Origin of the sequence: Sphingomonas oligophenolica (assembly GCF_039522915.1) — a bacterium.
GTDB classification, from domain to species: domain Bacteria; phylum Pseudomonadota; class Alphaproteobacteria; order Sphingomonadales; family Sphingomonadaceae; genus Sphingomonas; species Sphingomonas oligophenolica.
The window spans coordinates 61150-86361 of record NZ_BAAAEH010000039.1; the positions used below are offsets into that span (position 1 = coordinate 61150).

General features: G+C 66.3%; 23 protein-coding genes. 18 read left to right on the plus strand and 5 right to left on the minus strand.

Annotated elements, in window-relative coordinates; genetic code table 11:
- Nucleotides 1–75: 75 nt before the first annotated feature.
- Both ABD050_RS19395 and ABD050_RS19400 read left to right on the plus strand, forming a co-directional pair.
- A complete protein-coding gene (locus ABD050_RS19395; protein WP_343891215.1) occupies nucleotides 76–1191 on the plus strand; it encodes a DUF47 family protein in 1116 nt (371 codons plus the stop codon).
- A gap of 7 nt (nucleotides 1192–1198) precedes the next feature.
- Entirely contained in the window at nucleotides 1199–2194 is a 996-nt protein-coding gene (locus ABD050_RS19400) for an inorganic phosphate transporter (RefSeq protein ID WP_343891145.1), read from the plus strand.
- Nucleotides 2195–2577: 383 nt separating this feature from the next.
- Here ABD050_RS19400 and dinB read toward each other — a convergent pair whose 3' ends face one another.
- Nucleotides 2578–3630 carry a DNA polymerase IV gene (dinB, locus tag ABD050_RS19405; protein WP_425542488.1) on the minus strand — a complete coding sequence of 351 codons (1053 nt, stop codon included), beginning with the start codon at nucleotides 3628–3630 and terminating at the stop codon, nucleotides 2578–2580.
- Nucleotides 3631–3748: 118 nt separating this feature from the next.
- On the opposite strand from dinB, the gene ABD050_RS19410 reads away from it, so the two are divergent.
- Nucleotides 3749–5371: an NAD(P)/FAD-dependent oxidoreductase gene (locus ABD050_RS19410; protein ID WP_343891147.1), complete on the plus strand. Its 1623-nt coding sequence runs from the start codon at nucleotides 3749–3751 to the stop codon at nucleotides 5369–5371.
- A 128-nt stretch (nucleotides 5372–5499) separates the two neighbouring features.
- The gene (locus ABD050_RS19415; protein ID WP_343891148.1) at nucleotides 5500–6090 is read left to right on the plus strand and encodes a DUF805 domain-containing protein; all 591 of its coding nucleotides are present in this window, start codon (nucleotides 5500–5502) and stop codon (nucleotides 6088–6090) included.
- Between the two features lie 411 nt (nucleotides 6091–6501).
- Here ABD050_RS19415 and ABD050_RS19420 read toward each other — a convergent pair whose 3' ends face one another.
- Nucleotides 6502–7158, minus strand: a complete 657-nt coding sequence (locus tag ABD050_RS19420) for a sulfite oxidase-like oxidoreductase (RefSeq protein ID WP_343891149.1) — start codon at nucleotides 7156–7158, stop codon at nucleotides 6502–6504.
- 55 nt (nucleotides 7159–7213) lie between these two features.
- Here ABD050_RS19420 and ABD050_RS19425 point away from each other — a divergent pair, with 55 nt between their 5' ends.
- The 6 genes from ABD050_RS19425 (at nucleotide 7214) to ABD050_RS19450 (ending at nucleotide 10952) form a co-directional block, all read left to right on the plus strand.
- On the plus strand, nucleotides 7214–7633 hold the full coding sequence (locus ABD050_RS19425; protein WP_343891150.1) for a secondary thiamine-phosphate synthase enzyme YjbQ: 420 nt from the start codon (nucleotides 7214–7216) through the stop codon (nucleotides 7631–7633).
- A gap of 2 nt (nucleotides 7634–7635) precedes the next feature.
- Nucleotides 7636–7896 (plus strand): hypothetical protein, encoded by a 261-nt coding sequence (locus ABD050_RS19430; protein WP_343891151.1) that lies wholly within the window; start codon nucleotides 7636–7638, stop codon nucleotides 7894–7896.
- 113 nt (nucleotides 7897–8009) lie between these two features.
- The gene (locus tag ABD050_RS19435) at nucleotides 8010–9065 is read left to right on the plus strand and encodes a winged helix-turn-helix domain-containing protein (protein ID WP_343891216.1); all 1056 of its coding nucleotides are present in this window, start codon (nucleotides 8010–8012) and stop codon (nucleotides 9063–9065) included.
- Between the two features lie 66 nt (nucleotides 9066–9131).
- Nucleotides 9132–9323, plus strand: a complete 192-nt coding sequence (locus ABD050_RS19440; protein ID WP_343891152.1) for a hypothetical protein — start codon at nucleotides 9132–9134, stop codon at nucleotides 9321–9323.
- Between the two features lie 49 nt (nucleotides 9324–9372).
- Complete coding sequence (locus tag ABD050_RS19445) at nucleotides 9373–9669, plus strand: UvrB/UvrC motif-containing protein (protein WP_343891153.1); 297 nt, start codon at nucleotides 9373–9375, stop codon at nucleotides 9667–9669.
- A complete protein-coding gene (locus ABD050_RS19450) occupies nucleotides 9666–10952 on the plus strand; it encodes an NRAMP family divalent metal transporter (RefSeq protein ID WP_343891154.1) in 1287 nt (428 codons plus the stop codon). The genes ABD050_RS19445 and ABD050_RS19450 overlap by 4 nt, the downstream gene beginning before the upstream one ends.
- Nucleotides 10953–10955: 3 nt before the next feature.
- Here ABD050_RS19450 and ABD050_RS19455 read toward each other — a convergent pair whose 3' ends face one another.
- From ABD050_RS19455 to ABD050_RS19465, 3 genes are all read right to left on the minus strand, one after another.
- Nucleotides 10956–13592 (minus strand): glycoside hydrolase family 3 C-terminal domain-containing protein, encoded by a 2637-nt coding sequence (locus ABD050_RS19455; protein ID WP_343891155.1) that lies wholly within the window; start codon nucleotides 13590–13592, stop codon nucleotides 10956–10958.
- 23 nt (nucleotides 13593–13615) lie between these two features.
- Entirely contained in the window at nucleotides 13616–14623 is a 1008-nt protein-coding gene (locus tag ABD050_RS19460; RefSeq protein ID WP_343891156.1) for an alpha/beta hydrolase, read from the minus strand.
- 264 nt (nucleotides 14624–14887) lie between these two features.
- The gene (locus tag ABD050_RS19465; RefSeq protein WP_343891157.1) at nucleotides 14888–15688 is read right to left on the minus strand and encodes a glycerophosphoryl diester phosphodiesterase membrane domain-containing protein; all 801 of its coding nucleotides are present in this window, start codon (nucleotides 15686–15688) and stop codon (nucleotides 14888–14890) included.
- A 158-nt stretch (nucleotides 15689–15846) separates the two neighbouring features.
- On the opposite strand from ABD050_RS19465, the gene ABD050_RS19470 reads away from it, so the two are divergent.
- From ABD050_RS19470 to ABD050_RS19505, 8 genes are all read left to right on the plus strand, one after another.
- On the plus strand, nucleotides 15847–16551 hold the full coding sequence (locus ABD050_RS19470) for a DUF4129 domain-containing protein (protein ID WP_343891158.1): 705 nt from the start codon (nucleotides 15847–15849) through the stop codon (nucleotides 16549–16551).
- A complete protein-coding gene (locus tag ABD050_RS19475; protein WP_343891159.1) occupies nucleotides 16548–17777 on the plus strand; it encodes a DUF4350 domain-containing protein in 1230 nt (409 codons plus the stop codon). The genes ABD050_RS19470 and ABD050_RS19475 overlap by 4 nt, the downstream gene beginning before the upstream one ends.
- A complete protein-coding gene (locus tag ABD050_RS19480) occupies nucleotides 17774–18730 on the plus strand; it encodes an AAA family ATPase (protein WP_343891217.1) in 957 nt (318 codons plus the stop codon). Before ABD050_RS19475 ends, ABD050_RS19480 begins: the two co-directional genes overlap by 4 nt.
- Entirely contained in the window at nucleotides 18727–20037 is a 1311-nt protein-coding gene (locus tag ABD050_RS19485; protein WP_343891160.1) for a DUF58 domain-containing protein, read from the plus strand. The genes ABD050_RS19480 and ABD050_RS19485 overlap by 4 nt, the downstream gene beginning before the upstream one ends.
- Complete coding sequence (locus tag ABD050_RS19490; RefSeq protein WP_343891161.1) at nucleotides 20034–21053, plus strand: stage II sporulation protein M; 1020 nt, start codon at nucleotides 20034–20036, stop codon at nucleotides 21051–21053. Before ABD050_RS19485 ends, ABD050_RS19490 begins: the two co-directional genes overlap by 4 nt.
- The gene (locus ABD050_RS19495; protein ID WP_343891162.1) at nucleotides 21053–21931 is read left to right on the plus strand and encodes an RDD family protein; all 879 of its coding nucleotides are present in this window, start codon (nucleotides 21053–21055) and stop codon (nucleotides 21929–21931) included. Before ABD050_RS19490 ends, ABD050_RS19495 begins: the two co-directional genes overlap by 1 nt.
- A gap of 81 nt (nucleotides 21932–22012) precedes the next feature.
- The gene (locus ABD050_RS19500) at nucleotides 22013–23284 is read left to right on the plus strand and encodes an MFS transporter (protein ID WP_343891163.1); all 1272 of its coding nucleotides are present in this window, start codon (nucleotides 22013–22015) and stop codon (nucleotides 23282–23284) included.
- The gene (locus tag ABD050_RS19505; protein WP_343891164.1) at nucleotides 23281–24915 is read left to right on the plus strand and encodes a glycoside hydrolase family 43 protein; all 1635 of its coding nucleotides are present in this window, start codon (nucleotides 23281–23283) and stop codon (nucleotides 24913–24915) included. The genes ABD050_RS19500 and ABD050_RS19505 overlap by 4 nt, the downstream gene beginning before the upstream one ends.
- Nucleotides 24916–25212: the final 297 nt, after the last annotated feature.

The window sequence follows — 25212 nt, forward strand, 5'->3', positions numbered from 1 at the left end:
GTGATTCTTCACTGTCTTCATTCTGTAACATAGCTGCCGCGACGGCGCGGCATCGGGAAATCGAAAGAAGCGACTATCGACCAGGTCGGCGCCCTTCCCTACCGCATCATGGAAGACGGCCGCGCGCAGGTGATGCTCATCACCTCGCGCGACACGCGCCGCTGGGTCATCCCCAAGGGCAACCATATCGCGGGGCTTGCTCCGCATGAATCGGCCGCCGAAGAGGCGTTCGAGGAGGCAGGAGTCCGCGGCATTCCGTGCCCGACGCCGCTCGGCACGTTCACGTACCTGAAACGCCGGCGCACCGGGCGGAGCCGTACGCTCGAGGTGACGGTTTTCCCAATCTCCGTCGTCGAGCAGGTCGAATCCTGGCCGGAACAGGGCCAGCGCGATACCGGCTGGTTCTATCTGGAAGACGCAGCTAAGAATGTCACAGAACTGCAACTAAAGGCGCTTATCAGCGGGTTTCGAGAGCCCGTGATACCGGCCAGTCTGGCACAGCGCGTGCTGCCGGCGTTTCGAAGCAAGGCAAGAAAGAGGGTTCCGATGGTCGCGTGGTTCCAGTCGCTGATGCCGACTCAGGGGCGTTTCTTCGATCAGTTCGAGGCCCATGCCGCAACCCTTGTCGCCGGTGCCGATGCGCTCGCCAAGCTGCTCCACGCTGAAGGCCCGATCGCGGAGAATATCGCCGAGATCGTCAAGCGCGAGCATGAGGCTGACGATATCACCCGCGACGTGCTGCAGGACGTGCGCCGCGTGTTCGTCACCCCGTTCGACCGCAGCGCGATCACCAGCCTGATCGGCGTGATGGACGATGCGATCGACCAGATGAACGGCACCGCCAAATCGATCGAGCTCTACGAGGTTACGACATTCGAGCCGCAGATGCGCGACATGTCCGGGATCATCGTCGAGGCGGCGCGGGTCACCGCGGAGGCGATCCCGCTGCTCCGGTCGCTCGGCAGCAATGCAGGCCGGCTCCATGATCTGACCGCCCGGCTGATCAAGATCGAGGGCCATGCCGACGACATCCATGACGCCGGGCTGAAAGCCCTGTTCAAGGCGCATGGCCAGAACGCGCCGATGGATTTCATCGTCGGTCGCGAGATCTACAGCCATCTCGAAAAGATCGTCGACCGGTTCGAGGATGTCGCAAACGAGATCCAGGGTCTCGTGATCGACCACGCCTGAACCGCCGGTGACACTTTCCCTCCCTTTTCTGATCGCCCTGATCGGCGTGGCGCTGCTGTTCGATTTCCTGAACGGCCTCCACGATGCCGCCAATTCGATCGCGACCGTGGTCTCGACCCGGGTGCTCAAGCCCTATCAGGCAGTGATCTGGGCAGCGTTCTTCAATTTCATCGCCTTCACCGTGTTCCCGCAACACATCGCCCAGACCATCGGCACCGGGATCATCTCGGCCAATATCGTCGATGCGCAGGTGATCTTCGCCGCGCTGATCGGGGCGATCGCCTGGAACGTCATCACCTGGGCGCTCGGCATCCCGTCGAGCAGCACCCATGCGCTGTTCGGCGGCCTGTTCGGCGCCGGCCTCGCCAAGGCGGGCTTCAGCGGCGTGGTCTGGAGCGGCGTGATCAAAACGGTGGTCGCGATCGTGGCGTCGCCGGCGCTCGGCCTTGTGCTTGCGCTGTTGCTGGTGCTGGTCGTCGCCTGGACCAGCCTGAAGCTTACGCCGATGGGGGTCGACAAGCGCTTCCGCAAACTCCAGCTCATCTCCGCCGCTCTCTATTCGCTTGGCCATGGCGGCAGCGATGCGCAGAAGACGATGGGGATCATCACGGTTCTGCTCTATTCGCAGGGCATGCTGAGCGGCGGCTTCCATGTGCCGCTCTGGGTGGTGCTGGCCTGCCAGGCGGCGATGGCGCTCGGCACCATGTCGGGCGGTTGGCGGATCGTCCACACCATGGGCTCGAAGATAACCCGGCTGACCCCGGCCCAGGGCTTCTGCGCCGAGACCGGCGGTGCGCTCACCCTGTTCCTGGCGATCTTCTTCGGCGTGCCAGTTTCTTCGACTCATACGATCACCGGCGCGATCGTCGGCGTCGGCGCAGCGCGACGGCTGTCGGCGGTGCGCTGGAACGTGGCGAGCAACATCGTCATCGCCTGGACGGTGACGCTCCCCGCCGCCGCGCTGATCGGCGCGCTGACCTGGTGGATCGCAAGCTTCTTCTAACGCTGCCTCGAACCCAGTCCACGCACCAGGGCACCGCTGCTGCTGCTGCCCAAAACGCACAGCACGGGGCCAAGCGAGGGATTATCGGGCGGACAGAGGCAGCGGCGCCCCCATAAACTGTTCCGACGGCGTGAAACGCTATCATCCCATCTATGGATCGTGACGCGACTGCGATACCGCGCCAGGACTGGTGGCCGGGGCGATACCAGAAGCGCGACGGAACGATAGGCATCCGCCCAACAAGATTTATATGCGCGAACGCAAGAATATGTTTGAATCTGTCGACATGATAGGTGCGCTGATTTGAATATAATAACGTTGCGCCGCACCATTCGAATCTTCGGTGTCGTAATTTTGCTATTCTTGTCGGAAGAGTGGAATCGTCATCGACCGCCATCCGCCTGCCGCAGAAGATCGAATTGCGCCTCGTCGCCGGTGTGATCGAAGGTCGACAACGTCACACCGATAAGCCGGATACCGGCGCGCAGCGGAAACAAGGTCCGCACCAGGGCCAGCGCCACTTCATGCAGCGTCTCCCGATCGCCGACCGTCGAGGCCCGGGTCCGGCTCCGGGTGACCTGCCGAAAATCGGCATAGCGCGCCTTCACCGTCACCGTCCGCCCGCGCCCACCGGATTTCTCGCACCACGCCCATACGTCGTCGGCCATCGCTCGCACACCGGCCTCGACCTGCTCCGGCTCGACCAGATCTACCTCATAAGTGGTCTCCGAGCCCGAGGATTTGCGCGGCTGGTCGGGGTTGACGCGGCGATCATCCTCGCCGCGGGCGATGGCGTGATACCAGGCCCCCGCCTTGCCGAAATGCGCCAGCAGAAAGGCCAGTTCACATGCCCGCAGATCGGCGCCGGTGCGGATGCCAAGCCGGTTCATCCGCTCGGCGGTCTTGGGCCCGACACCGTGGAAGCGCCCGACCTCGAGCCCCGCGACGAACGCAGGGCCGGCGCCGGGGGTTATGACGCATTGCCCGTTCGGCTTGTTCTGGTCCGACGCGAGCTTGGCGAGAAACTTGTTGTAGGAAATGCCCGCCGACGCGGTGAGCCCGGTCGTCTCGAAGATCCGCGCCCGAATCTCCGTCGCCGTCTCGGTAGCCGACGGCAGGCCTTTGAGATTTTCGGTCACGTCGAGATAGGCCTCGTCGAGCGAGAGCGGTTCCACCAAGGGTGTGTAATCGAGAAAGATCGCGCGGATCTGTTGCGAGACGGCGCGATAGACGTCGAAGCGGTGCGGCACGAATATCAGCTCGGGGCACCGCTTGAGTGCAGTGACCGAGGGCATCGCCGATCGCACACCGAAGCGCCGCGCCTCATAGCTCGCGGCCGCGACCACCCCACGCCCGGTCGCGCTCCCCACCGCGACCGGCCGGCCCCGCAAGCGAGGATCGTCGCGCTGCTCGACCGACGCGTAGAAGGCGTCCATATCGACATGGATGATCTTGCGGGTCACGGGCCAGCTTTTGCCACCACCGGCGCGTACCGGGAATAGGGCGTCGATAGGAGAATGGCGCGCCGCACTGCCACCCGCTAGAGCCCGAACCATGCTCCGTCTCACCGAACTGACGCTCCCGCTCCACCATCCGGACGAGGCGCTGCCCGCGGCGATCTGCAAAAGGCTCCGGATCACGCCGCGCGAGCTGGTCCGTCATGTCATCGCGCGCCGCGCCCATGATGCCCGCGACAAGGCGAACATCCTGCTGGTCTATTCAGTCGACGTGAATGTGAAGGACGAGGCAGCCGTCCTCGCCCGCTTCCGCAAGGACCGCAACGTCCAGCGCACGCCCGACACGAGCTATCGCTTCGTCACCAAGGCCTCGCCGGACGGCGCCCGGAAGCGGCCGGTCGTGATCGGCGCGGGCCCGTGCGGCCTGTTCGCCGGCCTGATCCTCGCGCAAATGGGGTTCCGCCCGATCATCCTCGATCGCGGCAAGGTCGTGCGCGAGCGCACCAAGGATACCTGGGGCCTGTGGCGGCGCAGCGTGCTCAACCCCGAATCCAACGTGCAGTTCGGCGAGGGCGGCGCCGGCACCTTCTCCGACGGCAAGCTCTACAGCCGGATCAAGGATCCGCGCCATCTCGACCGCAAGGTGCTGACCGAGTTCGTCAAGGCCGGCGCGCCCGAGGAGATCCTCACCGAGGCGCATCCGCATATCGGCACCTTCCGCCTGGTGACGATGGTCGAGAGCATGCGCGAGACGATCGAGGCGCTCGGCGGCGAATATCGCTTCGAACACCGGGTCACCGGCCTCGACATCGCCGAGGATTCAACCGGCGCCCGCAAGGTGCGCGGCCTGCATCTCCACACCGGCGACTATCTCGAGGCCGACCACGTCGTGCTGGCGATCGGCCACAGCGCACGCGACACCTTCGCGATGCTCCAGGCGGCCGGCGTCCATGTCGAGGCGAAGCCTTTCTCGATCGGCGTCCGCATCGAGCATCCGCAATCCTGGATCGACACTGCCCGGTTCGGCGCCGACGCCGGCAATCCGATCCTCGGCGCGGCCGATTACAGCCTGTCGCATCATTGCTCGAACGGCCGCACCGTCTACAGCTTCTGCATGTGCCCCGGCGGCACCGTGGTGGCGGCGACATCGGAGGTCGGCCGCGTCGCCACCAACGGCATGAGCCAATATTCGCGCAACGAGCGCAACGCCAATTCAGGCTTCGTCGTCGCGATCGACCCGGCGCGCGATTACCCGGGCGACCCGCTCGCCGGCATCGCCTTCCAGCGCCATTGGGAGTCGCTCGCCTATGTCGCCGGCGGCTCGAGCTACAAGGCGCCCGCGCAGAAGCTCGGCGATTTCCTGGCCGGGAGGCCGTCCGAAACGCTAGGCCAGGTGATTCCATCCTACCGCCCGGGCGTTCACCTCACCGATCTGGCTGAGTGCCTACCCGATTTCGCGGTGGCGGCGATGCGCGAGGCGCTGCCCGTGTTCGGCAGGCAGATAAAGGGCTATGATCACCCGGACGTCGTGCTGACCGGGGTCGAGACGCGCACCTCGTCGCCGGTCCGCTTCACGCGCGGCGAGGATTTTCAGAGCCTGAACACCGCGGGACTTTTCCCGGCAGGCGAGGGCGCAGGCTATGCCGGCGGCATCCTCTCGGCGGCGGTCGACGGGATCAAGGTCGCCGAGGCGGTGGGATTGAGCCTGGGGGCGGGATGATATTCCTCCGACGGCGCCGCCCTGTCGTCACGCGCAACCCCCTTATTCTGCCGGGCCGTTAACCATCTCCGCCTCGAATGCGTAAAGGCCGACTGGTGCAGGATGGCGCGAGCGGCGGGAGGGCGGCCATGTTTCACACGATACTCGGTTTCGGCGGCCGGATGGGACGGCTCGAATATTTCCTGATCTCGCTGGTGTTCGGGCTGTTCATGACGCTGCTGGTCGTCGCCCTGTTCCTCGGTCTCGCACCGCATGGCCTCACACCAGGCAATGCGCGCGCATCGATCGGCGGGTCGAGCCTCCTCATCGTCCTGCTTCTGGTGGTCATGCCGATTTATCTGTGGTTCTCGCTTGCCTTTCTGGCGAAGCGCCTCCGCGATATCGGCTGGAATCCGCTTTTCGTGATATTGGGCTGGATCGGAGCGATAATGATCGACCGGTTCGTCGCCATGACCGTTCCCGCGATGGCCCTGGGTCACGGCAGCGGAACCTTGGCCGGGTTGCTGCTCAATCTGTTCATGTATGGCTCGCTGCTGTTCTGGCCGAGTGCGCCGACCGGCACTGAGGATTGGAGTGGCAACAGCTACCCCGGCGGTCGGCCCGATCCCGACCCACGACTCCAAAGGCCCCGCGAGCCGAAACCCGCGGCCCAGCCCGCAGCCGCCCTGGCTCCTGCGCCGGTGCAGGCCCCGTCAGGATTTGGCCGTCGGGGCCTCTGAGCGGGCGCAGCGCGACGCTGATAGCGCTTGTAAAGGGCCGCATATCGTGACCATGGACACTGACTTCATGGCAGCGGCCGGCGACCGGCCAGGCGCTGTGACACCCTCCGATACGATTGGATTTCCCATGGGACAGCTACGCACCGCCAACAAGCGGCGCAATCGCGCCCTCGATCGCGCCGCCGCCAAGCCGGCCAAGGCAGCCGCGCCCGTGAAGACCGCGAAGTCAAGGACTGCGAAGAGCGCCGCTTCCTGATCATTTCGGAGGAGCCGTATCGCGGCACGGGCGCACACCTCCGGCCCCGAGCGCGCGAACCGGGGACGTGCCTGGCCGGGAACCCGGCGTGAGGGCGCTGTTGGGAGACATGAACGACGCCGGCCATGTCCCCGGCGCCTCAATCCCCGCGTGCCTCAGGAATAGCGCTCCTCAGCCCATGGATCGCCGCGCATGTGGTATCCGTTCACCTCCCAGAAGCCGGGCTTGTCCGCGGGCAGGAAATCGATCCCGCTGATCCACTTCGCGCTCTTCCAGAAATAGAGGTGCGGCACGACCAGCCGCACCGGCCCGCCATGCTCGCGCGCCAGCGGCTTGCCCTGCCAGCCATGCGCGAGAATCGCATTCGGCACCGCAAAATCGGCGAGCGGCACATTGGTGGTGTACCCGTCCGATCCGTGCAGCATCAGATAGCCCGCCTCATCCTTCGGCTGCACCAGATCGAGCAGGTCGCGCGTCGCGACGCCTTGCCAGTCATTGTCGTAGCGCGACCAGGTCGTCACGCAGTGGATGTCCGATCTGATGCCGGTCTGCGGCAAGGCCATGAAACCGGCCCAGTCGAGCGTCACCGGGTGTTCGACCAGCCCGCCGATCGCCAGCTTCCACCGTGCGAGCTGAACGTTCGGCTGCTGGCCGAGATCGAGCACCGGCCAGTCGCGGACGAGATGCTGGCCCGGGGGCAGCCGCTCGGTCTCTGGCCGCGCGATATGGCCGGTCAGGAACTTGCCTTCGCTCGCCCAGCGCTGTTTGGAGCGAGTCAGCTTGCTCGCCACGGGCGGGGTATCGTCGTCCATGAGTCGATCCTTCCAGGCTCGCACCGTCGATCAGAGTCGGGGTATAGCATTCGATATGAGACAGGCGACAGGCATGCTGACGATCGAGACGCGGCGACAGGGGCTGGCCGAGATCACCCGCGATATCACCGCCTGGATCGACGCGCAGGCAATGCGACAGGGCCTGCTGACGATCTTCTGCCGCCACACCTCGGCTTCGCTGCTGATCCAGGAAAATGCCGCGCCCGAGGTCCGTAGCGACCTCGAAGCCTGGATCGCGCGGATCGCGCCGGAGGATCCATCCGCCTATGCGCATGACGATGAGGGGCCTGACGACATGCCGGCACATCTGCGCACCGCGCTCACTCAGGTGCAGCTCTCGATCCCACTGGTCGATGGCCACTTGGCGCTCGGCACATGGCAGGGCATCTATCTGTTCGAGCACCGCCGGCGCCCGCACCGGCGTACCCTCGCGCTGCACCTGATCGGGGAATAGCTTTGGATCTCGACGCGCTCCTCCATCATTTCTTCGGCACGGCCGATCTCGACACGCTCGACGAAGGCGCGATCGAGCTCGGTATCGAACGGCTCGGCACCGCCTTCGGCACCGAGCGCGAGCCGGGCCGTCGCTTCGCGCTATGGACCCTGCTCCACGCGCTCGGCGAAGCGCCCGATCCCGCGACCGCCTTCAAGGACGCGCGCGAGCGCGCTGCGGCCGAGGCCTATGCGCGCGCCGCAGGCCGGGCGGCACAGTCCTGAGCGAGCAGCTGTCGCTGGCGCAGGCGCGACGGATCGCGCTCACAGCCCAGGGTTTCGGCCCGTCGCGGCCGCCGCGCATCGGCCAGGGCCACCTCGCCCGCACGATCGACCGGCTGTCTCTCCACCAGATAGACAGTGTGAACGTGCTGGTCCGCGCGCATTATCTCCCCGCCTTTTCGCGGCTCGGCCGCTACGACTGCGCCTTGCTCGATCGCGCCGCCTGGGGCCGCAAGAGCGCGCGGAGGCTGTTCGAATATTGGGCGCACGAGGCCTCGCTGTTGCCGCTCGCGCTCCATCCGCTGCTGCGATGGCGAATGGCGGAGGCTGATCGCGGCGAGGCCGGCTGGAACGGCATGCGCATCTTCGCCGGCGAGCGCCGCGCCGAGGCCGAGGCGATCCTCGCACGGATCACGGCGGAGGGGCCGCTCGCCGCGTCGGACTTCGAGCATGGCAAGAGCCGTTCCGGCTGGTGGGCCTGGGGCGACACCAAGCGCGCACTCGAATGGCTGTTCTGGGCAGGCCATATCACCACCGCTACCCGGCGACGCAGCTTCGAGCGGGTCTATGATCTCACCGAGCGCGTCATCCCGGCGTCGATCCTGGCGCTGCCGACTCCGCCCAGGGGGGAGGCGCACCGGGCGCTGATCGACCGCGCCGCCCGCGCGCATGGTATTGCGACCACGACTGACCTGCGCGACTATTTCAGGCTCGCGCCCGCTGACGCCAGCGCTGCCGTGGCGGCACTCGCCGAGGAGGGGGTGCTGATGCCGGTCACGATAAAGGGCTGGAGCCATCCGGCCTGGCTCCACCGCGACGCGAAGCGGCCGCGCCGCGTACGGGCGGCGGCCCTGCTCGCCCCGTTCGATCCGCTGGTCTGGGAACGCAGCCGCACCGAGCGGCTGTTCGATTTCCGCTACCGGATCGAGATCTACACCCCGGCGGAGAAGCGGGTGCACGGCTATTATGTCCTGCCCTTCCTGCTCGACGACCGGATCGTCGCCCGGGTCGATCTCAAGGCCGATCGCCAGGCGTCGACGCTGCTCGCGCGCAGCGTCCATCTCGAACCGGGTGCACCGCCCGACACCCTCGAGCGCCTGACTGTCGAGCTGCGCCATATGGCTGACTGGCTGGGGCTCGACACGGTCGCGCTCGGAGCGGTCTTGCCCTAGTCATGCTGCGTCCGGCCTTTTGCTGCTTTCGGGCATGGACACGCTTCGTTCGCGAGGGGAATCGGCATGCAGACGCCCAATATCGTCAAGACCATCGGCTATCTCGTGTCGACCCTGAGCGTCCTGCTGCTCGGCGTGGTTTCCTGGAAGGCGGCGCAGCAAAGCCCGGTGCTGATGGCGTGCCTGATCGGCGGCATGCTGTGCTCGGTACTCGGCATGGCGATGCGCTGGCTCTCCTACCAGATCGACAAGGAATGATGCCGCACCTCCTTCCGGGTCGATTTCGCTTCTGCCGCGTTGTGCCGCGATGACCGCCGAGATCGAGGAGTTGCAACGGCGAATGGAGGCTGCCGCCGAAGCGCTCGATTTCGAAGAGGCGCGACGTCTTCGCGACCAGCTGAGCCTGCTCCGTGGCGGCGCCTCGACGGCGGACGCCGCGGACGCCGACACATCAGGGCTCATCCGCCAGCAGCCCGGCAGCATGGGCCTGGGCACCAGCCAGGCACGCCCGACGCCGCCGCCCGGCTGGCGCCCACCACGAAAACCCGATCCGATGACCCGCGCGACCGGCCGCCGCCGTCCCGAAGCGAAGGATGAAGAATGAGCCCCGAAGCAGAGGTCGAAGCGAGCCTTGAAGAGCATGCCGAACCCGCCTCGGTGCTGAGGCAGCTCGGGCCCGGCCTCGTCACCGGCGCGGCTGACGATGATCCGAGCGGCATCGCCACTTACTCCCAGGCCGGCGCGCAATTCGGCTTCGGCCTGCTCTGGACGCTTGTCCTCACCTTTCCGCTGATGACGGCGGTGCAGCTCGTCAGCGCTCGGATCGGCCGCGTCACTGATGCCGGGCTCGCCCGCAACATGGCGAAGATCCTGCCGCGCTGGATCGTCACCGGTCTCGTCACCTTGCTGTTCGTCGCCAACACCATCAATATCGGCGCTGATCTGGCGGCGATGGGCGAGGCGGCGCAACTGGTGGTCGGCCGGGGCCAGCATGTCTTCACCTTCGTCTTCGCGATCGCCTCGCTGCTGCTGCAGATGTTCGCGCCCTATCATCGCTATTCCAACATCCTCAAATGGCTGACGCTGGTGTTGCTCGCCTATGTCGCCTTGGTCTTCATGGTCCATGTCGACTGGCTGGCGGCGGGCAAGGGCATGGTCTGGCCGACCATCGCCGGTGCGGCCGGCGTCACCACCGTCGTCGCGGTCTTCGGCACGACGATCAGCCCCTATCTCTTCTTCTGGCAGAGCTCGCAGGAGGTCGAGGAGATCGACCAGGACAAGGCAAAGCACGCGCTGAGGGACGCGCCGAAGGAGGCCCCGGGTGAATTCCGCCGAATCAGCCTCGACACCGTCACCGGCATGGCAGTGTCCAATCTGGTCGCGCTCGCGATCATGATCGGCACGGCGGCGACTCTCCATGCGGCGGGCAAGACCGACATCACCACCGCAGCCGATGCGGCGAGTGCGCTGAAGCCGATCGCCGGCCGGTTCGCCTTCCTGCTGTTCAGCCTCGGCATCATCGGCACCGGTCTGCTCGCGATCCCCGTGCTCGCCGGCTCGACTGCCTATGCGATCGGCGAATCGCGCGGCTGGAAGATCGGGCTCGAGCACAAGCCCTGGGAAGCGCGCGGCTTCTATGCGGTCATCACTGTCTCGGTTCTGCTCGGCATCGGCATCGACTGGTCGCCGATCGACCCGATCAAAGCCCTGTTCTGGAGCGCGGTGATCAACGGCGTGGTCGCGGTGCCGATCATGGCGGTGATGATGATCGTCGTCACCCGCAAGGCGACCATGGGCGACTATGTCGCCTCACGTCCGCTGCAATTCTTCGGCTGGACCGCGACCGCCGTGATGGCGGCCGCGGCGGTGGCGATGGTCGTGGTCTGAAGGTCACTCGGCCAGGGGCAGGCGTCCCGCAATGCTGAAGCGCGCCGCGGTCGTCACCGCACCGGTCCCAGGCTGGCCGCCGCCGACCGTGAGCGTGTACACGCCCGGCGCCACCATACGGTCGCCCGCTTGCGTCACGCTGGACAGATCGCGCGCATCGAGATCGAAGTGCACCCGGGCGTGCCCACCCGCGGCGAGATGCACGCGACGGAATCCGCGCAGTGCCCGGATCGGCATGCCGGGCGCGGCGGGGAAGCTCAGATACAATTGCGCTACCTCGTCGCCATCGGCCTTGCCCGTATTGCTGAGATCGACATCGACGCCGAGCGTATCGCCGGCCTTCAGCGATGCGCTCGACAGCACGGGCTTGCCATAGGCGAAGCTGGTATAGCTGAGGCCATGGCCAAACGGGTACAGCGGCGCGCCGGTGAAATAGCGATAGGTCCGCCCGGCCATCGCATAATCCTTGAACGCCGGAAGCTGATCGACGCCCTTGTAGAAAGTGACGGGCAGGCGCCCCGACGGATTATTGGCGCCCGAGAGGGTTTCGCCGATCGCGGTGCCGCCGGCCTGGCCCGGATACCAGGCATCGAGGATCGCATCGGCATTCTGGGCAGCCCAGTTCACCGACAGCGCCGACCCGTTCATCAGCACCAGCGCGAGCGGTTTGCCGGTGGCTTTCACGGCTTCGAGCAGCTTTTCCTCGTCGGCTGGCATGTCGAGGCTGGTACGGTCGCCACCCGAGAAGCCGGGAACATCAACCTTCATTTCCTCGCCTTCGAGCGCCGAGGTGATGCCGGCCACCGCGATCACCAGATCGGCGGTCTTCGCCGCCGCGACGGCGCGGCCGAGCGGATCCTCGAGCACCGGCGCCCAGACCAGATTGGGCGGGAAACGGCTCGGTGTCTGCTCGATCTTCACTGCGTAGCGATGGCCTTTCTCGAGCCTGATTTCGGCAAGGTTGGGCCCGCGCTGCTGCGGGTCGCTGTTATCGGCGATCAGCTTGCCGTCGAGCCAGAAGCGCGCGGCGCGGCCATTGATGCCGATCTTGTAAAGCCCATCGGCCGGCGCGGTGACGAAGCCGGTCCAGCGCGCCGAAACCACCGGTGCGTCGGTGATGGGCGGCGGCATGTTGCGATCGAAGGTCATCACCGCATCGATCCGGCTCACCGCCGGCGCGCCGCTGAAATCACTGCCGCGCCAGAATTCGGCCTTGAGCCCCGGCTGCCCGTCCCCGTTGGACAGCGCGGTCGCCGGCACGGCCTGGGCGGTGCGCAGGAAATTGGTGCCCGGCTCGAAGACGATCTCGGCGCCCGGAAAGGCAGCGCGGATGCCGTCGAGCGCGCTCACCGGCGCGACCGGCGTGCCGTTGTAATTGCCCGCCAGCACATCGGTCTGGTCGGCGAGCGGACCCACCACGGCGATCCGCTTCACGCCCGGCTTCAGCGGCAACAGGCCGTTATTCTTCAGCAGCACCATCGATTCCCGCGCGAGCTTCAGCGCCAGCGCACCATGTTCTGGCGAATTGAGCGCGCTGTCGGGGATCTGGGCATAGGGCACCATCGCCGGCGGATCGAACAGGCCGAGCCGCATTCGCACGGTGAACAGGCGGCGCAGCGACTGGTCGACCACCGCCTGGCTCACCAGCCCCTGCTTCATCGCATCGGTATAACGGTCATAGTCCGAGGTCGGCCCCGCCATGCGGCCATATTCGGTGCAGTCGTTATCGACCCCATGCTGCAGCGACACCGTCGCCGCCTCAGCCACTGTCCTGGTGAAATGATGCCCCCGCTCGATATCGGCGATCGCATCGCAATCCGAGACGACATGGCCCTTGAAGCCCCATTTGTCGCGGAGCTGGTCGTTGAGCAGGAAGTCGCTCGCACAGGCCGGCTGGCCGTTGATGCTGTTATACGCGCACATCACCGATTCGACCTTGCCCTCGGTCACCAGCGCGCGAAACGCGGGGAGATAGGTGTCCTCCTCGTCATGCTTGCTGACCGGAATGTCGTCGCTGTGCCGCCCGGGCTCGGGGCCGCTGTGCACGGCATAATGTTTGGCGGTCGCCGAGACCCGGTAATAATGCGGGTCGTTGCCCTGCATGCCCTGCACGAACGCGATCCCCATCCGCGCGGTCAGATAGGGGTCCTCACCGTACGTCTCCTGCCCGCGGCCCCAGCGCGGATCGCGGAAGATGTTGATATTGGGGGACCAGTAGGTCAGCCCCTGCATGATGTGATGCTCAGTCCCGGCGCGCTCGACCTGGTTCCACTTCACCCGGCCCTCGGTGCCGATCGCGACGCCCATCTGCTCGATGGTCGCAGGGTCGAAGGTGGCGGCGAGGCCGATCGGTTCCGGGAAGACGGTGGCGTAACCGTTGCGCGCGACGCCGTGCAGCGCCTCGCTCCACCAGTCATAGGCGGGCACGCCGAGCCGCGGAATCGCGCGCGCCTGGTTGACGAGCTGCGACGCCTTCTCCTCGACCGTCATCTGAGCGATCAGCGCATCGACCCGCTGCGCGGTGGGAAGGGCGGGGTTGCGCCATGGCGCGTCGGCGGGGGCGGTCTGCGCGCTGGCCGCCCCACCCAAAGTGAGTGCCGCGAGGCACCCGCACAGAGCCGTCATCCCCGAAACCCGCATCATCTCTCTCCTGAAAAAGCCGTTCATTTTCGATAGCCCCGCCAAACCCATTCGATCGCCTCGGGCAAAGTCTGGCCCACGACGCGCTGATCGACATGCACCGCGTCCTTCGCAAACACGTAGCGATAGGCATAACCCTTGGCCTTCAGCGCGGCCGCCATGCGCCGGTTGGCGAGCGGCCAGTTGTGGAAGGTCGATTCAGGGTCGCCGAAATGCAGATCCTTCTCGCCGACCTCCATCCAGATCCGGATCGGCTTTGCCGCGCTCTCGGGGATCAGATGGGCATGATAGTCCCAGGCGCCCTCGGGCGTCGCAGGGTCGGGCGGCGACTGTTGATTCACGAAGGTGCCCGAATAGGACAGAACCCGGTGGTACCATTCGGGGTGATACCAGGCCATCGAGAAGGCAGCGGACGCGCCCGAGCTTGCCCCCATCGTCGCCCGCCCGTCCGGGTTCGCGGTGAACTTGATGTGGTAATTGGCGGCAACGCGCGGCAGTACTTCCCGCTCGACGAACTCGGCATAGCGGCCCGACATGGTGTCATATTCGAGGCCCCGCTCGGAGCCTTGCGCATCGCCCCCGCCCGACTGGATCATCACCGCCACCATCGACGGCACACGGTGCTGCGCGATCAGCGTATCGAGCGCCAGCGCGACCCGGGTCGCATAGTCCCGCCCGTCCTGCACCACCATGAAGGGCGTCTCGGTGTTGGGTTTATAGCCCGCCGGAATGTAGACGATCACCTCGCGCCGATAGGGCGCAGCCTCGGATTGCTGCGCGGCCGTCGCGGCTATGCGGTTGCCATAGGCGTCGAGCTTCGCGGTATACTCGTTCTTCAGCGCGCGGATGCCGGGATAGATGCGGCTGTCGGCCGACATCATCACGAAGCCGTGCAGCGATCCCATCGGCTGGTTCGGATTGACCGCCATCTCGGGCGCATCGGCATAGTCGGGCCCGATCACGCTCTCGACCTTATCCTGCGCAGTGGCGGCGCTCGCCGTCAGGGCGAGGGCAAGGGCGAGCGTCTTCATCACAGCTCAGATCGAATAACCCGCGCTCCCAGCGCGACGATCACATCCCGACGGGCGATGCGGATCATGACATTCCTCTCCCTGGCCGGGCGCTCCTCCCTGGCGGAAGGATGTCAGCCGGATCTGCGCTGCATGGTAGCGCTAACCCGTGCTTATTTCCTATCCTATAGGATTGTCAAAGCGTGTTGACGCAGCAGTGGTGATTGCGTGCGGTCGCTGGGGGCGGTTCGGCAGTAACAGGAAGGAACGGGGCGAAGAGATATCCTACGCGAAGATATCCGCCAGTTTTTCGGATGCCGGCCCGTCCTTCCAGTTGCGCAACTCGACATAGAGCGAGGTGTGGATCGTGGTGAGGATCGCCGTGAGGATGGTCGACATGACGCCGCTGACCAGCACCCAGGCGATCGACGGGCCCTGGCGCATGCTGTCGGCCAGCCCTTGAACGCCATAGATGGCGACCAGGATGAGGCCGATCGCCGCCGCAAAGAGCCAGTAGATCAGCATCATGATCAGCCCGAGCGCGAATATTTTCCAGCGCGCGCCTTTGGTCAGGAAACTGCTGCGGTCGAACGCTCCGAACACCCCGGTCCGCTCTTCGACCAGCGCCGGGGCCGCGACCGCCCACATCAGGTAAAGGATGATTCCGGGAACGATCAGCAGGACGAAGCCGAGCGCCAGGCCAAGGCCCATCAGGATGCCGAGCAGGAACAATGGCACGGCGGCCCGCACGCCAGCCATCGCCGATTCGCCGAAGCTGGCGTTCCGTCCCTCGCTGAAGGCAGCGGTGGTGCGAACCAGGGCGCCCTGGGTCAGCATCGAAAAGAAGAGGGTGAGCAGGGCGGTCACGATCGTTGTGCCGAAGAAGATCGCCGGGGAGATCGCGCCCGTCGCGAAGCCCTGCTGCGTATAGCCCAGATTGCGCGTGCCGTAGTTCAACAACAGGCTCGGCAGCGCCCCGAACACGAAGGAGATGCCGAATACGGTGACGGGATTGCCGCCCAGGGTCGAAAACGCACGATTGAACACGCGCCCGATCGACATGTCGCGATCATCCTCGCTCGCCATCGATATCCCCCGTTTTGACGATGCGGCGGCCCCGGCCGCATCTCGCGGGGAGACTGGGGGCCCGGGTTCGGACTGTCCAGCGCAATTTACGCGTTGCGCGCGGTCGGGCATGCTTTAAGTCTAGTGTGGATAGCGTCTTACGGCGCCAGGGAGATGACGTGAGCGGGGGGAACACGCACGAAGCGGCTGCCGCCGCCGACCGCTTCGCGGCTGCCCATGCGGCGCTGAAGGCGGACAGCTCTGTCCAGTTCACCATGCCGCCGGCACCGCAGCCGCCGCCGCCGCCGCAATGGCTGATCGATTTCGGCCATTGGATAGGCAGGATGCTCAGGCCGATCGGCCGATTCTTCCACTGGATCGGCAGCTTCATGCCGGATGCGCCCTATGCGCGCATCTTTCTGTGGACCGTCCTCGCCGTGGCAGCAGTCCTGTTGCTGTGGCTGGTCTATCAGCGGCTGCGCCATGGGGAATGGCGGCTGCCGCGCCGTCGCACAGCACGGACCGCCGCCGTCGAGACGGTCGACGAAGGTTGGGTGCCGGACGCAGCGCCGGTTCGGGCATGGCTGCGCGAGGCCGATGCGCTGGCCGAGCAGGGCCGGTTCGACGAAGCCGTGCATCATCTGCTGTTCCGGTCGATCGAGGATATCGCGAAGCGTCGGCCGCGCCTCGTCCGGCCGGCGCTCACCAGCCGCGAGCTCGCCGCGGCTGACGCGATCCCCGGCCCGGCGCGGGACCTGTTCGCCAGCATCGCACGGCTGGTCGAACGCAGCCTGTTCGGTGGGCGGCCGGTCGATGCCGGTGACTGGGCATCGGCGCGCGGCGCCTATGCCGATTTCACGCTGCCGGGGACCTGGCGGGCATGAGCGACGTCGCAATCGGCAAGGGTGGAAGCGGCGGCGGGAGCGAGATGGATGGCGCGTTCCGCACGCGAACCGTCGTCCTGATCCTCGCCATCGGCATTCTCGGCTTCATCGGCACCCTGGTGCTCGGCGCCTATGCCCCTGATCTGCGATCGGGCCGGAATGGCGGCGCGCACGCCTTGTCCAATGCGGCGGTCGGCTTCAGCGGCATCGTCCGCCTCGCCCAGGCAACCGGACGCAATCCCCAGATCATCCGCGACGAGCATATGCTCGACAGCGAGGACCTGGTCGTGCTGACCCCGGAGACGGGGACGAAGGACGTCAGCCCTGGCCTGCGGGGGCGCAGTGCGAAACCCACTCTCTTCGTCTTTCCCAAATGGGAAACGGTTGGGGATCAATTCCATGGCGGCTGGGTGCGCTATCAGGGACTGAAGCCCGCCGCCGATCCGGAAGGGGTCCTCGCGCCGGGCTACCAGCTCAAAATCTATCGTCATCCCAGCGGCGGCCGGCCGCTGGTCACGACGGGCGGCCTTCCCGCGGATATCCATTTCACCGCCCCGCCGGCCGTGCAGACGATCACCGGGCCCAATGTCCATCCGCTCGTCACTGACGAGGAGGGCCGTGCGGTCGTCGCCCGGCTCGGTAGCGGGCCGCTTTACGTGGTTGCCGATCCCGATCTGCTGTCCAACCAGGGTATCAAGGACGCACACCAGGCCGCATCGGCGCTCGCGCTGCTCGACTGGATGAACTCGAACGATGCCGACTCGATCAATTTCGACGTGACGCTGAACGGCTTCGGCCATTCGGCAAGCCCGCTCAAGCTCGCCTTCGATCCGCCCTTCCTCGCCATGACGCTTGCGATCGCGGCGGCGGTGATGCTCGCGGCATGGCAGGCGACCGCGCGCTTCGGGTCGCCGCGGCGGCGCGAGCGGGCGATTGCCTTCGGCAAGGCGGCGCTCATCGACAATACCGCGGCTTTGGTGCGCAAGGCCGGGCGACAGGCAATGCTCGGCAGCCGCTATGTCGACGTTATCCGCGATCGGGCGGCGATGGTTTTCGGGATTTCACCGCGGCTTCGCGACGGCGCGCTCGACGCCCATCTCGACCGGCTCGAGGGCCGCGCGCGCTTCACCGAGCTTGCCGAGGCGGCGAAATCCGCGCGCGACCGGCATTCGGCACTTCTGGCGGCGCAGGCGCTGCATCAATGGCTATGGGAGAAGAGACGGTGACGGTAGAAGAGGTTCGCGGACTCGCCCAGGCGATCCGTGCGGAGATCGGCAAGGCAGTCGTCGGCCAGGAGGCCACTGTCGAGATGATGCTGGTCGCCCTGTTCGCCGGCGGCCATATCCTGCTCGAAGGCCCGCCGGGCACCGCCAAGACGCTGATCGCGCGCAGCTTCGCGCGCGTGATCGGCCTGGATTTCGGGCGGATTCAGTTCACCCCCGATCTGATGCCCGGCGACATCATCGGCGCCAATCTGTTCAACTTCCAGACCTCGACCTTCACGCTTACCCGCGGTCCGATCTTCACTGATCTGCTGCTCGCCGACGAAATCAACCGCACGCCGCCCAAGACCCAGGCAGCGTTGCTCGAGGCGATGCAGGAGCGGACGGTCACGATCGACGGGGAGAGCCTGCCGCTCGGCGATCGCTTCATGGTGGTCGCGACCCAGAACCCGATCGAGCAGCAGGGAGTCTATCCGCTGCCCGAGGCGCAGCTCGACCGCTTCCTGTTCAAGCAGGTCGTCGATTACCCCTCAGCCGCCCAGGAGCGGCGCATCATCGCCACCCACGGCGCCCGCCAGGCGACGATGTCGCCAGAGGATTGGGGTGTCGAGGCAAAGACCGATGCAGCGACGATCGGCGCCGCGATCGACACCGTCTCGCAGGTCAGGCTGGTCGATGAGGTGATCGACTATATCGCGGCGCTGATCCGCGGCACGCGCGACGTCGCCGATCTCGAAAGCGGCGCAAGCCCGCGCGCCGGCGCGATGCTGGCAGGCGCCGCCCGCGCCCGCGCGGCGATCGATGGGCGCGATTTCGTCATTCCGGACGATGTGAAGGCGCTCGCGCCGGCGTTGCTCCGCCACCGCCTGATCCTGTCGCCGGCCGCCGAGATCGACGGCCGGGCGGTCGAGGACGTCCTCACCGGCATCATCGAAACGATCGAGGCGCCGCGTTGATCTATCCAACCCGCGCGGCTGTGCTGACGGCGGCGGCGGGTGCACCCGTCGCGCTGATGGTCGCCGTGTTTCTGCCGGCACGCTGGTATGCCGGACTTGCCTGGCCGGTGGCGGTGCTGTTGCTGACGCTGATCGATGCGTTTACGGGCGTGCGCAGGGGCGAGGCGCGGATCGATCGCATCCCGGCGGCCAGCGTCGGCGCCACGATCGATGCGAAAATCACCGTCATCCTCGCCGGGTCCGGCGCGCCGGGAGCCGCCGAGGTCGCGATCGCGGCGAACCCGCTGCTGGCGGCGGAAGATGACGGGCGGCTCTGGATCCCGCTCGTCGCGGGCAAGGGCGCTGCCTATCTGCCGCTCACGGCGCTCAGGCGCGGGAAGGTGCATCTCGAGCAGCTCTGGCTGCGCTGGCGCGGGCCGCTCGGCCTGACCTGGAAGCAGCAGTCGATCCCGATCGATACGAGCTTCGCGATCCTGCCCGATATCCGCCCGGTGCAGCAGCGCGGCGCGCAGATCTTCCAGCGCCACGCCCTGCAGGGCCTGATCGCCCAGATCGACCGCGGCGACGGCGCCGATTTCGAATCGCTGGTCGAGTTTCGCTCGGGCATGGATCGCCGCGCGATCGACTGGAAACAGTCAGCCCGCCACGCCAAGCTCCATGCCAAGGAATTCCGCACCGAGCGCAACAACCAGATCGTCTTCGCGATCGATGCCGGGCGCCAGATGTCGGAGCCGGTCGGCGGCCTGCCGCGGGTCGATCGCGCCGTCTCCGCGATGCTGCTGACCGCTTGGGTCGCCCTGAAGCTCGGCGACCGGGTCGCGCTCCATGCCTTCGATTCGCGGCCCCGGATCGCAAGCGGCCTGATTTCCGGCGCCGCATCCTTCGCCGAGCTGCAGCAGCTTGCGGCCGGGATCGATTACAGCAGCGAGGAAACCAATTATACCTTCGGGCTGACGACGCTCGCGACCAGGCTCACCCGGCGATCGATGATCGTGCTGTTCACTGAATTCACTGATCTCACCTCGGCCGACTTCATGGTCCGCGCCGCCGCCCGGATCGTCCAGACGCATTTGCTGCTGGTGGTGGTGCTGCGCGACGAGGAGGTCGAGGCGATCGCCGATCGCGAACCGCAAGAGGCCGACGACGTGACCCGCGCGGTGACCGCGGCGGGGCTGCTCCGCGACCGCCGGATCGCGCTCACCCGGCTGCAGCATCTCGGCGTGCATATCATCGAAAGCGAATATGACCGGGTCGGCGAGCAGCTCGTCGCAGGCTATGTCGATCTCAAGCGGAGGAACCTGTTGTGACCGCGTCCAGCTCGGCGATCCTCGAGGCGCAGTCTATTCTCGTCAACGCCACGCGCTTCCGGGCGGCGCACGAGGCCGAATGGGAGCGGCTCGAGCAACTGGTGAGCCGGATCGAGAAGCGCTCGGTCCGCGCGCTCTCCGATGACGACCTGCTCGTCCTGCCGTTGCTCTATCGCTCGGCCTTGTCGTCGCTGTCGGTCGCGCGCGAGACGTCGCTCGACCGGTCGCTGGTGACCTATCTCGAGCAGCTCTGCACGCGTGCCTATTTCCAGATCTACGGCGTCCCGACCTCGGCATTCCGCCAGCTCGTCCGATTCTTCGCCAAGGGCTGGCCCGAGGCGGTGCAGGCAATCTGGCGCGAGACGCTCGTCGCCTTTCTGCTGACGGTGGCCGGCGCTGTGGTCGCCTATCTCCTCGTCCGCAGCGACCCGACCTGGTTCTACAGCATCATCCCGGAGGGGCTGGCGGCCGGCCGCGATCCATCCGCGTCGGCCGAGACATTGCGGGCGACTCTCTACGACAATCACAAGAATGACGGCCTGGCGGTCTTCGCGACCTATCTCTTCACCCATAATGCCCAGATCGCGATCTTCTCTTTTGCGCTTGGCTTCGCCTTTGCCGTCCCGACCGTGCTGCTGATCCTCTATAACGGCCTGATGCTCGGGGCGTTCATGGCGGTGTTCGTGCCCAAGGGTCTCGGCTGGAACCTGGGCGGCTGGCTGATCATCCACGGCACGACCGAGATCTTCGCGATCATCCTGTCGGGCGCTGCCGGTTTCAGGATCGGCATGGCGATCGCCTTTCCGGGCCGCATCTCGCGCGGCGACTCGGCGATCCAGGCAGGCCGGTCAGCGGCGACGGCAATGGCGGGGACAGTCGTGATGCTGATCATCGCCGGCATGCTCGAGGGGATCGGCCGGCAGACAGTCACCAACGACGCAGTGCGCTACGCGATCGGGCTGGCCATGCTCACCGGCTGGATCGCCTATTTCTACCTACCCCGGAAATGGGCCTGATGCGCTGGCCGACCCGAAATCGCTCCAAAGCGCCCAAGGGCCCCGCCTCGCTGCGGCGCAGCTTCGTCACGCCTGAAGGGGTCGACCTGAAGCTCGAGCTCGGCAGCGCGGGGACGCGCGCCGCCGCGTTCATGCTCGATGCAGTGCTGATGATCGTCGCGCTGGTCATCGTGACCATCGCGATCGCCCTGCTGTTCGTCGCGAGCAAGGCGGATGCGCTCGGTATCCTGTGGCTGATCGGCTTCTTCACCCTGCGCAACGGGTGGTTCATCCTGTTCGAAATGGGCGGGCGCGGCGCGACTCCGGGAAAGCGGGTGATGGGGCTGCGCGTCGTCGCCCGGGACGGAGCCCGGCTGACCGGCGGCGCGGTCATCGCGCGCAACGCGATGCGCGAGATCGAGGTGTTCCTTCCCTTGTCCTTTCTCGGCTTCCAGGCTGCCGCGGGCACGGCCGACGCCTTCCTCACCCTCTTCGCGCTGAGCTGGAGCTGCATCTTCCTGTTCTTCCCGCTGTTCAACCGGGACCGGCTGCGGGTCGGCGACCTGCTCGCCGGGACCTGGGTAGTGCGGTCGGTCACCGGGTCGCTCGGCCATGATCTCGTCGCCGGCAAGGTGCGGCCCCGCCGGGCCTTCAGCGACGCAGCGCTCAGCCTGTACGGGGTCTATGAGCTCCAGACGCTCGAGGATGTACTGCGCGGCGGTCGCGACGACGCCATCGCCACCGTCGCCTGGACGATCCGCAACAAGGCCGGCATCGCCGATGACGGCGACGATTTCGGCTTCCTCTCGGATTATTACGCAGCGCTCTGCGCCCGGCTCGAACGCGGGCTGATGCTCGGCAAGCGGCGCGCCGACAAATTCGCCTCGAGCAGGGGATGACTCGCACCTGCGCAATTTTCGGCATAGGGACGGACAGGACGAAGCGGTAGCGCTACCATGCGCACCATCCGGGAGAGCATGATGTTCGGGAGACGGGGGCGCATGATGCGCTGGTGGATCATCGGCCTCGTCATGCTCGGCACCGTCGTCAACTATCTCACGCGGAGCACGCTCGCCGTCGCCGCCCCGACCTTCATGGCGGAGCTGCATATCGACGAGCGGCATTATTCCTGGATCACCGCTGCCTTTCAGGGCGGGATCATGCTGCAGCCCGTCGTCGGCTATATCCTCGACGTGATTGGCCTGCGTTCGGGGCTTGTCCTGTTCGGCCTCGCCTGGGGCGTGCTCACCATGGCGCATGGACTGGCCACCAACTGGCAATGGCTTGCCGTGGTCCGCGGCGCATTGGGCTTCACCGAAGGCACCTCGCACACCGGCGGACTGAAGGTCGTTTCCGAATGGTTTCCCGCCCGGGAGCGCGGCCTTGCCGGCGGCATCTACAATCTCGGCGCCTCGGCGGGTTCCGCGCTCGCCGCCCCGCTCGTCGCCTGGTCGATCTGGATGTGGAACTGGCGGGGCGCCTTCGTCGTGGCGGGCGCACTCGCGATTGGCTGGGCGCTCCTGTGGTTGCGCTTCTACCAGCCGCCGGACCTGCACCGGACGATCTCCGAGGAAGAGCGGGCGCTGATCCTCGGCGGTCAGGAAAGCTATCTGCAAGCCACCGCAGCCCGACCGCCCATCCTGTCGATCCTGCGCCAGCGCAACTTCTGGGGGATCGCGATCCCTCGCCTCCTCGCCGATCCGGTCTGGGGAACGCTGACCTTCTGGATGCCGCTCTATCTCACCCGTGCTTACGGCTTCGATCTGAAGCAGATCGCGCTTTCGGCCTTCCTGCCCTTTCTCGCGGCCGATCTCGGCTGCCTGTTCGGGCCGGCGCTCGTGCTGCGCCTGGAGCGGCGCGGCATCCGCCTGGTCGACGCACGGCGCTGGACCTTCACGCTGGGCGCACTGATGATGATGGGGATGATGTTCGTCGGCTATGTGAAGAGCCCATATCTCGCTGTGGGGCTGTTGTGCCTCGGCGGTTTTGCGCACCAGACGCTTTCGGTCACCTGCATCACGATGGCCACCGATCTGTTCCGGCGAAACGAAGTGGGGACGGTCGCCGGGCTGGCCGGCCTCGCCGCAAATGGCGGCGTGCTGCTTTTCTCGCTGGCGATCGGCGCGCTGGTCGCGACGATCGGATACAGCCCGTTCTTCGTGGCGCTGGGGCTATTCGATCTGGTCGCGGCGGTGGTGTTGTGGAGCCTCGTCCGGGTGCCGGCCCGGTCCGAGCGAGGTCTACCGGCATGATCCGCAATCCGATCCTCCCCGGCTTCAATCCCGATCCGTCGATCGTCCGGGTGGGCGACGACTATTATATCGCGACCTCGACCTTCGAATGGTATCCGGGCGTCCAGATCCATCATTCGCGCGACCTGAAGCATTGGCGGCTGCTGACCCGGCCGCTTCGCCGCCCAAGCCAGCTCGACATGCGCGGCGATCCGGACAGCTGCGGCGTGTGGGCACCCTGTCTGAGCTACGCCGACGGGCTGTTCCACCTGATCTATACCGATGTGAAGCGGTATGGCCGGACGACCACCGGCGGCGCCTCGGGCGCATCGCTCCGCGACTTCCACAATTATCTGGTGACCTGCCCGACGATCGACGGCGACTGGTCGGACCCGATCCATCTCAACAGCAGCGGCTTCGATCCGTCGCTGTTCCACGACGACGACGGGCGCCACTATCTCGTCAACATGCTCTGGGATCACCGGCCCGGGACGAACCGCTTTGCCGGGATCGTCTGCCAGGAATATTCGCCGCAGGCGCAGACGCTGGTCGGGGAACGGTCGCTGATCTTCAACGGCACGCCGCTTGGCCTGACCGAGGCGCCGCACCTCTACAAACGCCAGGGCTATTATTACCTGATCACGGCTGAAGGCGGCACCGGCTGGAATCATGCGGTGACGATGGCGCGGTCGCGCTCGATCACCGGCCCGTACGAGCTCCACCCCGACACCTATATCCTCAGCGCGCGCGACCGGCCGGATTCGCCGCTGATGCGCGCCGGCCATGCGGACCTCGTCGAAACGCCGACGGGCGAGACCTGGATGGTGTATCTGTGCGGCCGTCCACTGCCCAAACGCGGGCGGTGCGTGCTCGGCCGCGAGACGGCAATCCAGCCGATGCGCTGGGGCGATGATGGCTGGCTCAGGACGAGCACCGGCGACGCAATGCCGGTGATCGAAACAACCGCACCCGACCTGCCGCCTGCGCCGTTCCCTACCCCGGCCAGCCGCACCGATTTCGATCGGCCCGATCTGCCGATCGATTTCCAGTGGCTGCGCACGCCCTCTCCGAACGAGATCTTCAGCCTGACCGCGCGGCCCGGGCATATGCGCCTCTACGGCCGCGAGACGATCGGGAGCCAGTTCACCCAGGCCCTGGTTGCGCGCCGGCAACAGGCTTTCAGCTATTCGGCATCGACCATGATGGAGTTCTCGCCCGCCCATTTCCAGCAGGCCGCGGGCCTGATCTGTTACTATAATGCAGCGAAATTCCACTATCTGCATGTTTCGCATGACGAGACGGTCGGGCGGCATATCCGGGTGATGTCGGCATTGCCCGACCAGCCCCAGGCCGACGCGTTCACCATGCCCACCCCGATCCCGCCGGGGCGCGTCGAATTGCGCGCCGAGGTGGATTTCGAGCGGCTGCGCTTCGCTTTCCGCATCGAGGGCACGCCGGACTGGGCCTGGCTGCCGGAGCGCTTCGACGCGAGCATTCTTTCTGACGAGGCAAGCGCGCCGGGGCTTCCCAACTTTACCGGCGCGTTCGTCGGGGTGGCATGTCAGGACATGGCGGGGACCGCGTGCCCCGCTGATTTCGCCTGGTTCGACTATCGTGAGCGTGGCTTCGTGGCCAATCCGACGGGCGATTGAGCAGTCGATTTTCCCTCGGCCTCGGGCGGATTGGCGCTGAAAAATTGGCGTTTGCCAATCTCTTGGGTGGCTGGATTTATCAGCCACCGGCCAGTTGAACAGCCGGCGGTTGAGTATAAGCCGCTGGATGGTCGAGCGAGATCGCAGTCATCCGGACGAAGATCGCGGCCGGCGGCCCAACCTATTCTAGGAAAAATGCGACATCAGCTTGCGGGGACGCAGCCAATCCGGCCGCGTTAACAATTTAGCAGCCAATTACGACAATAATGAAGGCGGGTGGGTTTGTTTGGGTTTTAA

Coding starts and splice junctions, on each gene's coding strand:
- ABD050_RS19475 (WP_343891159.1), top strand. CDS start 16,548: ATGAGCGACGTCGCAATCGGCAAGGGTGGAAGCGGCGGCGGGAGCGAG.
- ABD050_RS19415 (WP_343891148.1), top strand. CDS start 5,500: ATGTTTCACACGATACTCGGTTTCGGCGGCCGGATGGGACGGCTCGAA.
- ABD050_RS19420 (WP_343891149.1), bottom strand. CDS start 7,158: ATGGACGACGATACCCCGCCCGTGGCGAGCAAGCTGACTCGCTCCAAA.
- ABD050_RS19495 (WP_343891162.1), top strand. CDS start 21,053: ATGCGCTGGCCGACCCGAAATCGCTCCAAAGCGCCCAAGGGCCCCGCC.
- ABD050_RS19455 (WP_343891155.1), bottom strand. CDS start 13,592: ATGCGGGTTTCGGGGATGACGGCTCTGTGCGGGTGCCTCGCGGCACTC.
- dinB (WP_425542488.1), bottom strand. CDS start 3,630: ATGGACGCCTTCTACGCGTCGGTCGAGCAGCGCGACGATCCTCGCTTG.
- ABD050_RS19460 (WP_343891156.1), bottom strand. CDS start 14,623: ATGAAGACGCTCGCCCTTGCCCTCGCCCTGACGGCGAGCGCCGCCACT.
- ABD050_RS19465 (WP_343891157.1), bottom strand. CDS start 15,688: ATGGCGAGCGAGGATGATCGCGACATGTCGATCGGGCGCGTGTTCAAT.
- ABD050_RS19425 (WP_343891150.1), top strand. CDS start 7,214: ATGAGACAGGCGACAGGCATGCTGACGATCGAGACGCGGCGACAGGGG.
- ABD050_RS19500 (WP_343891163.1), top strand. CDS start 22,013: ATGTTCGGGAGACGGGGGCGCATGATGCGCTGGTGGATCATCGGCCTC.
- ABD050_RS19445 (WP_343891153.1), top strand. CDS start 9,373: ATGACCGCCGAGATCGAGGAGTTGCAACGGCGAATGGAGGCTGCCGCC.
- ABD050_RS19440 (WP_343891152.1), top strand. CDS start 9,132: ATGCAGACGCCCAATATCGTCAAGACCATCGGCTATCTCGTGTCGACC.
- ABD050_RS19450 (WP_343891154.1), top strand. CDS start 9,666: ATGAGCCCCGAAGCAGAGGTCGAAGCGAGCCTTGAAGAGCATGCCGAA.
- ABD050_RS19505 (WP_343891164.1), top strand. CDS start 23,281: ATGATCCGCAATCCGATCCTCCCCGGCTTCAATCCCGATCCGTCGATC.
- ABD050_RS19410 (WP_343891147.1), top strand. CDS start 3,749: ATGCTCCGTCTCACCGAACTGACGCTCCCGCTCCACCATCCGGACGAG.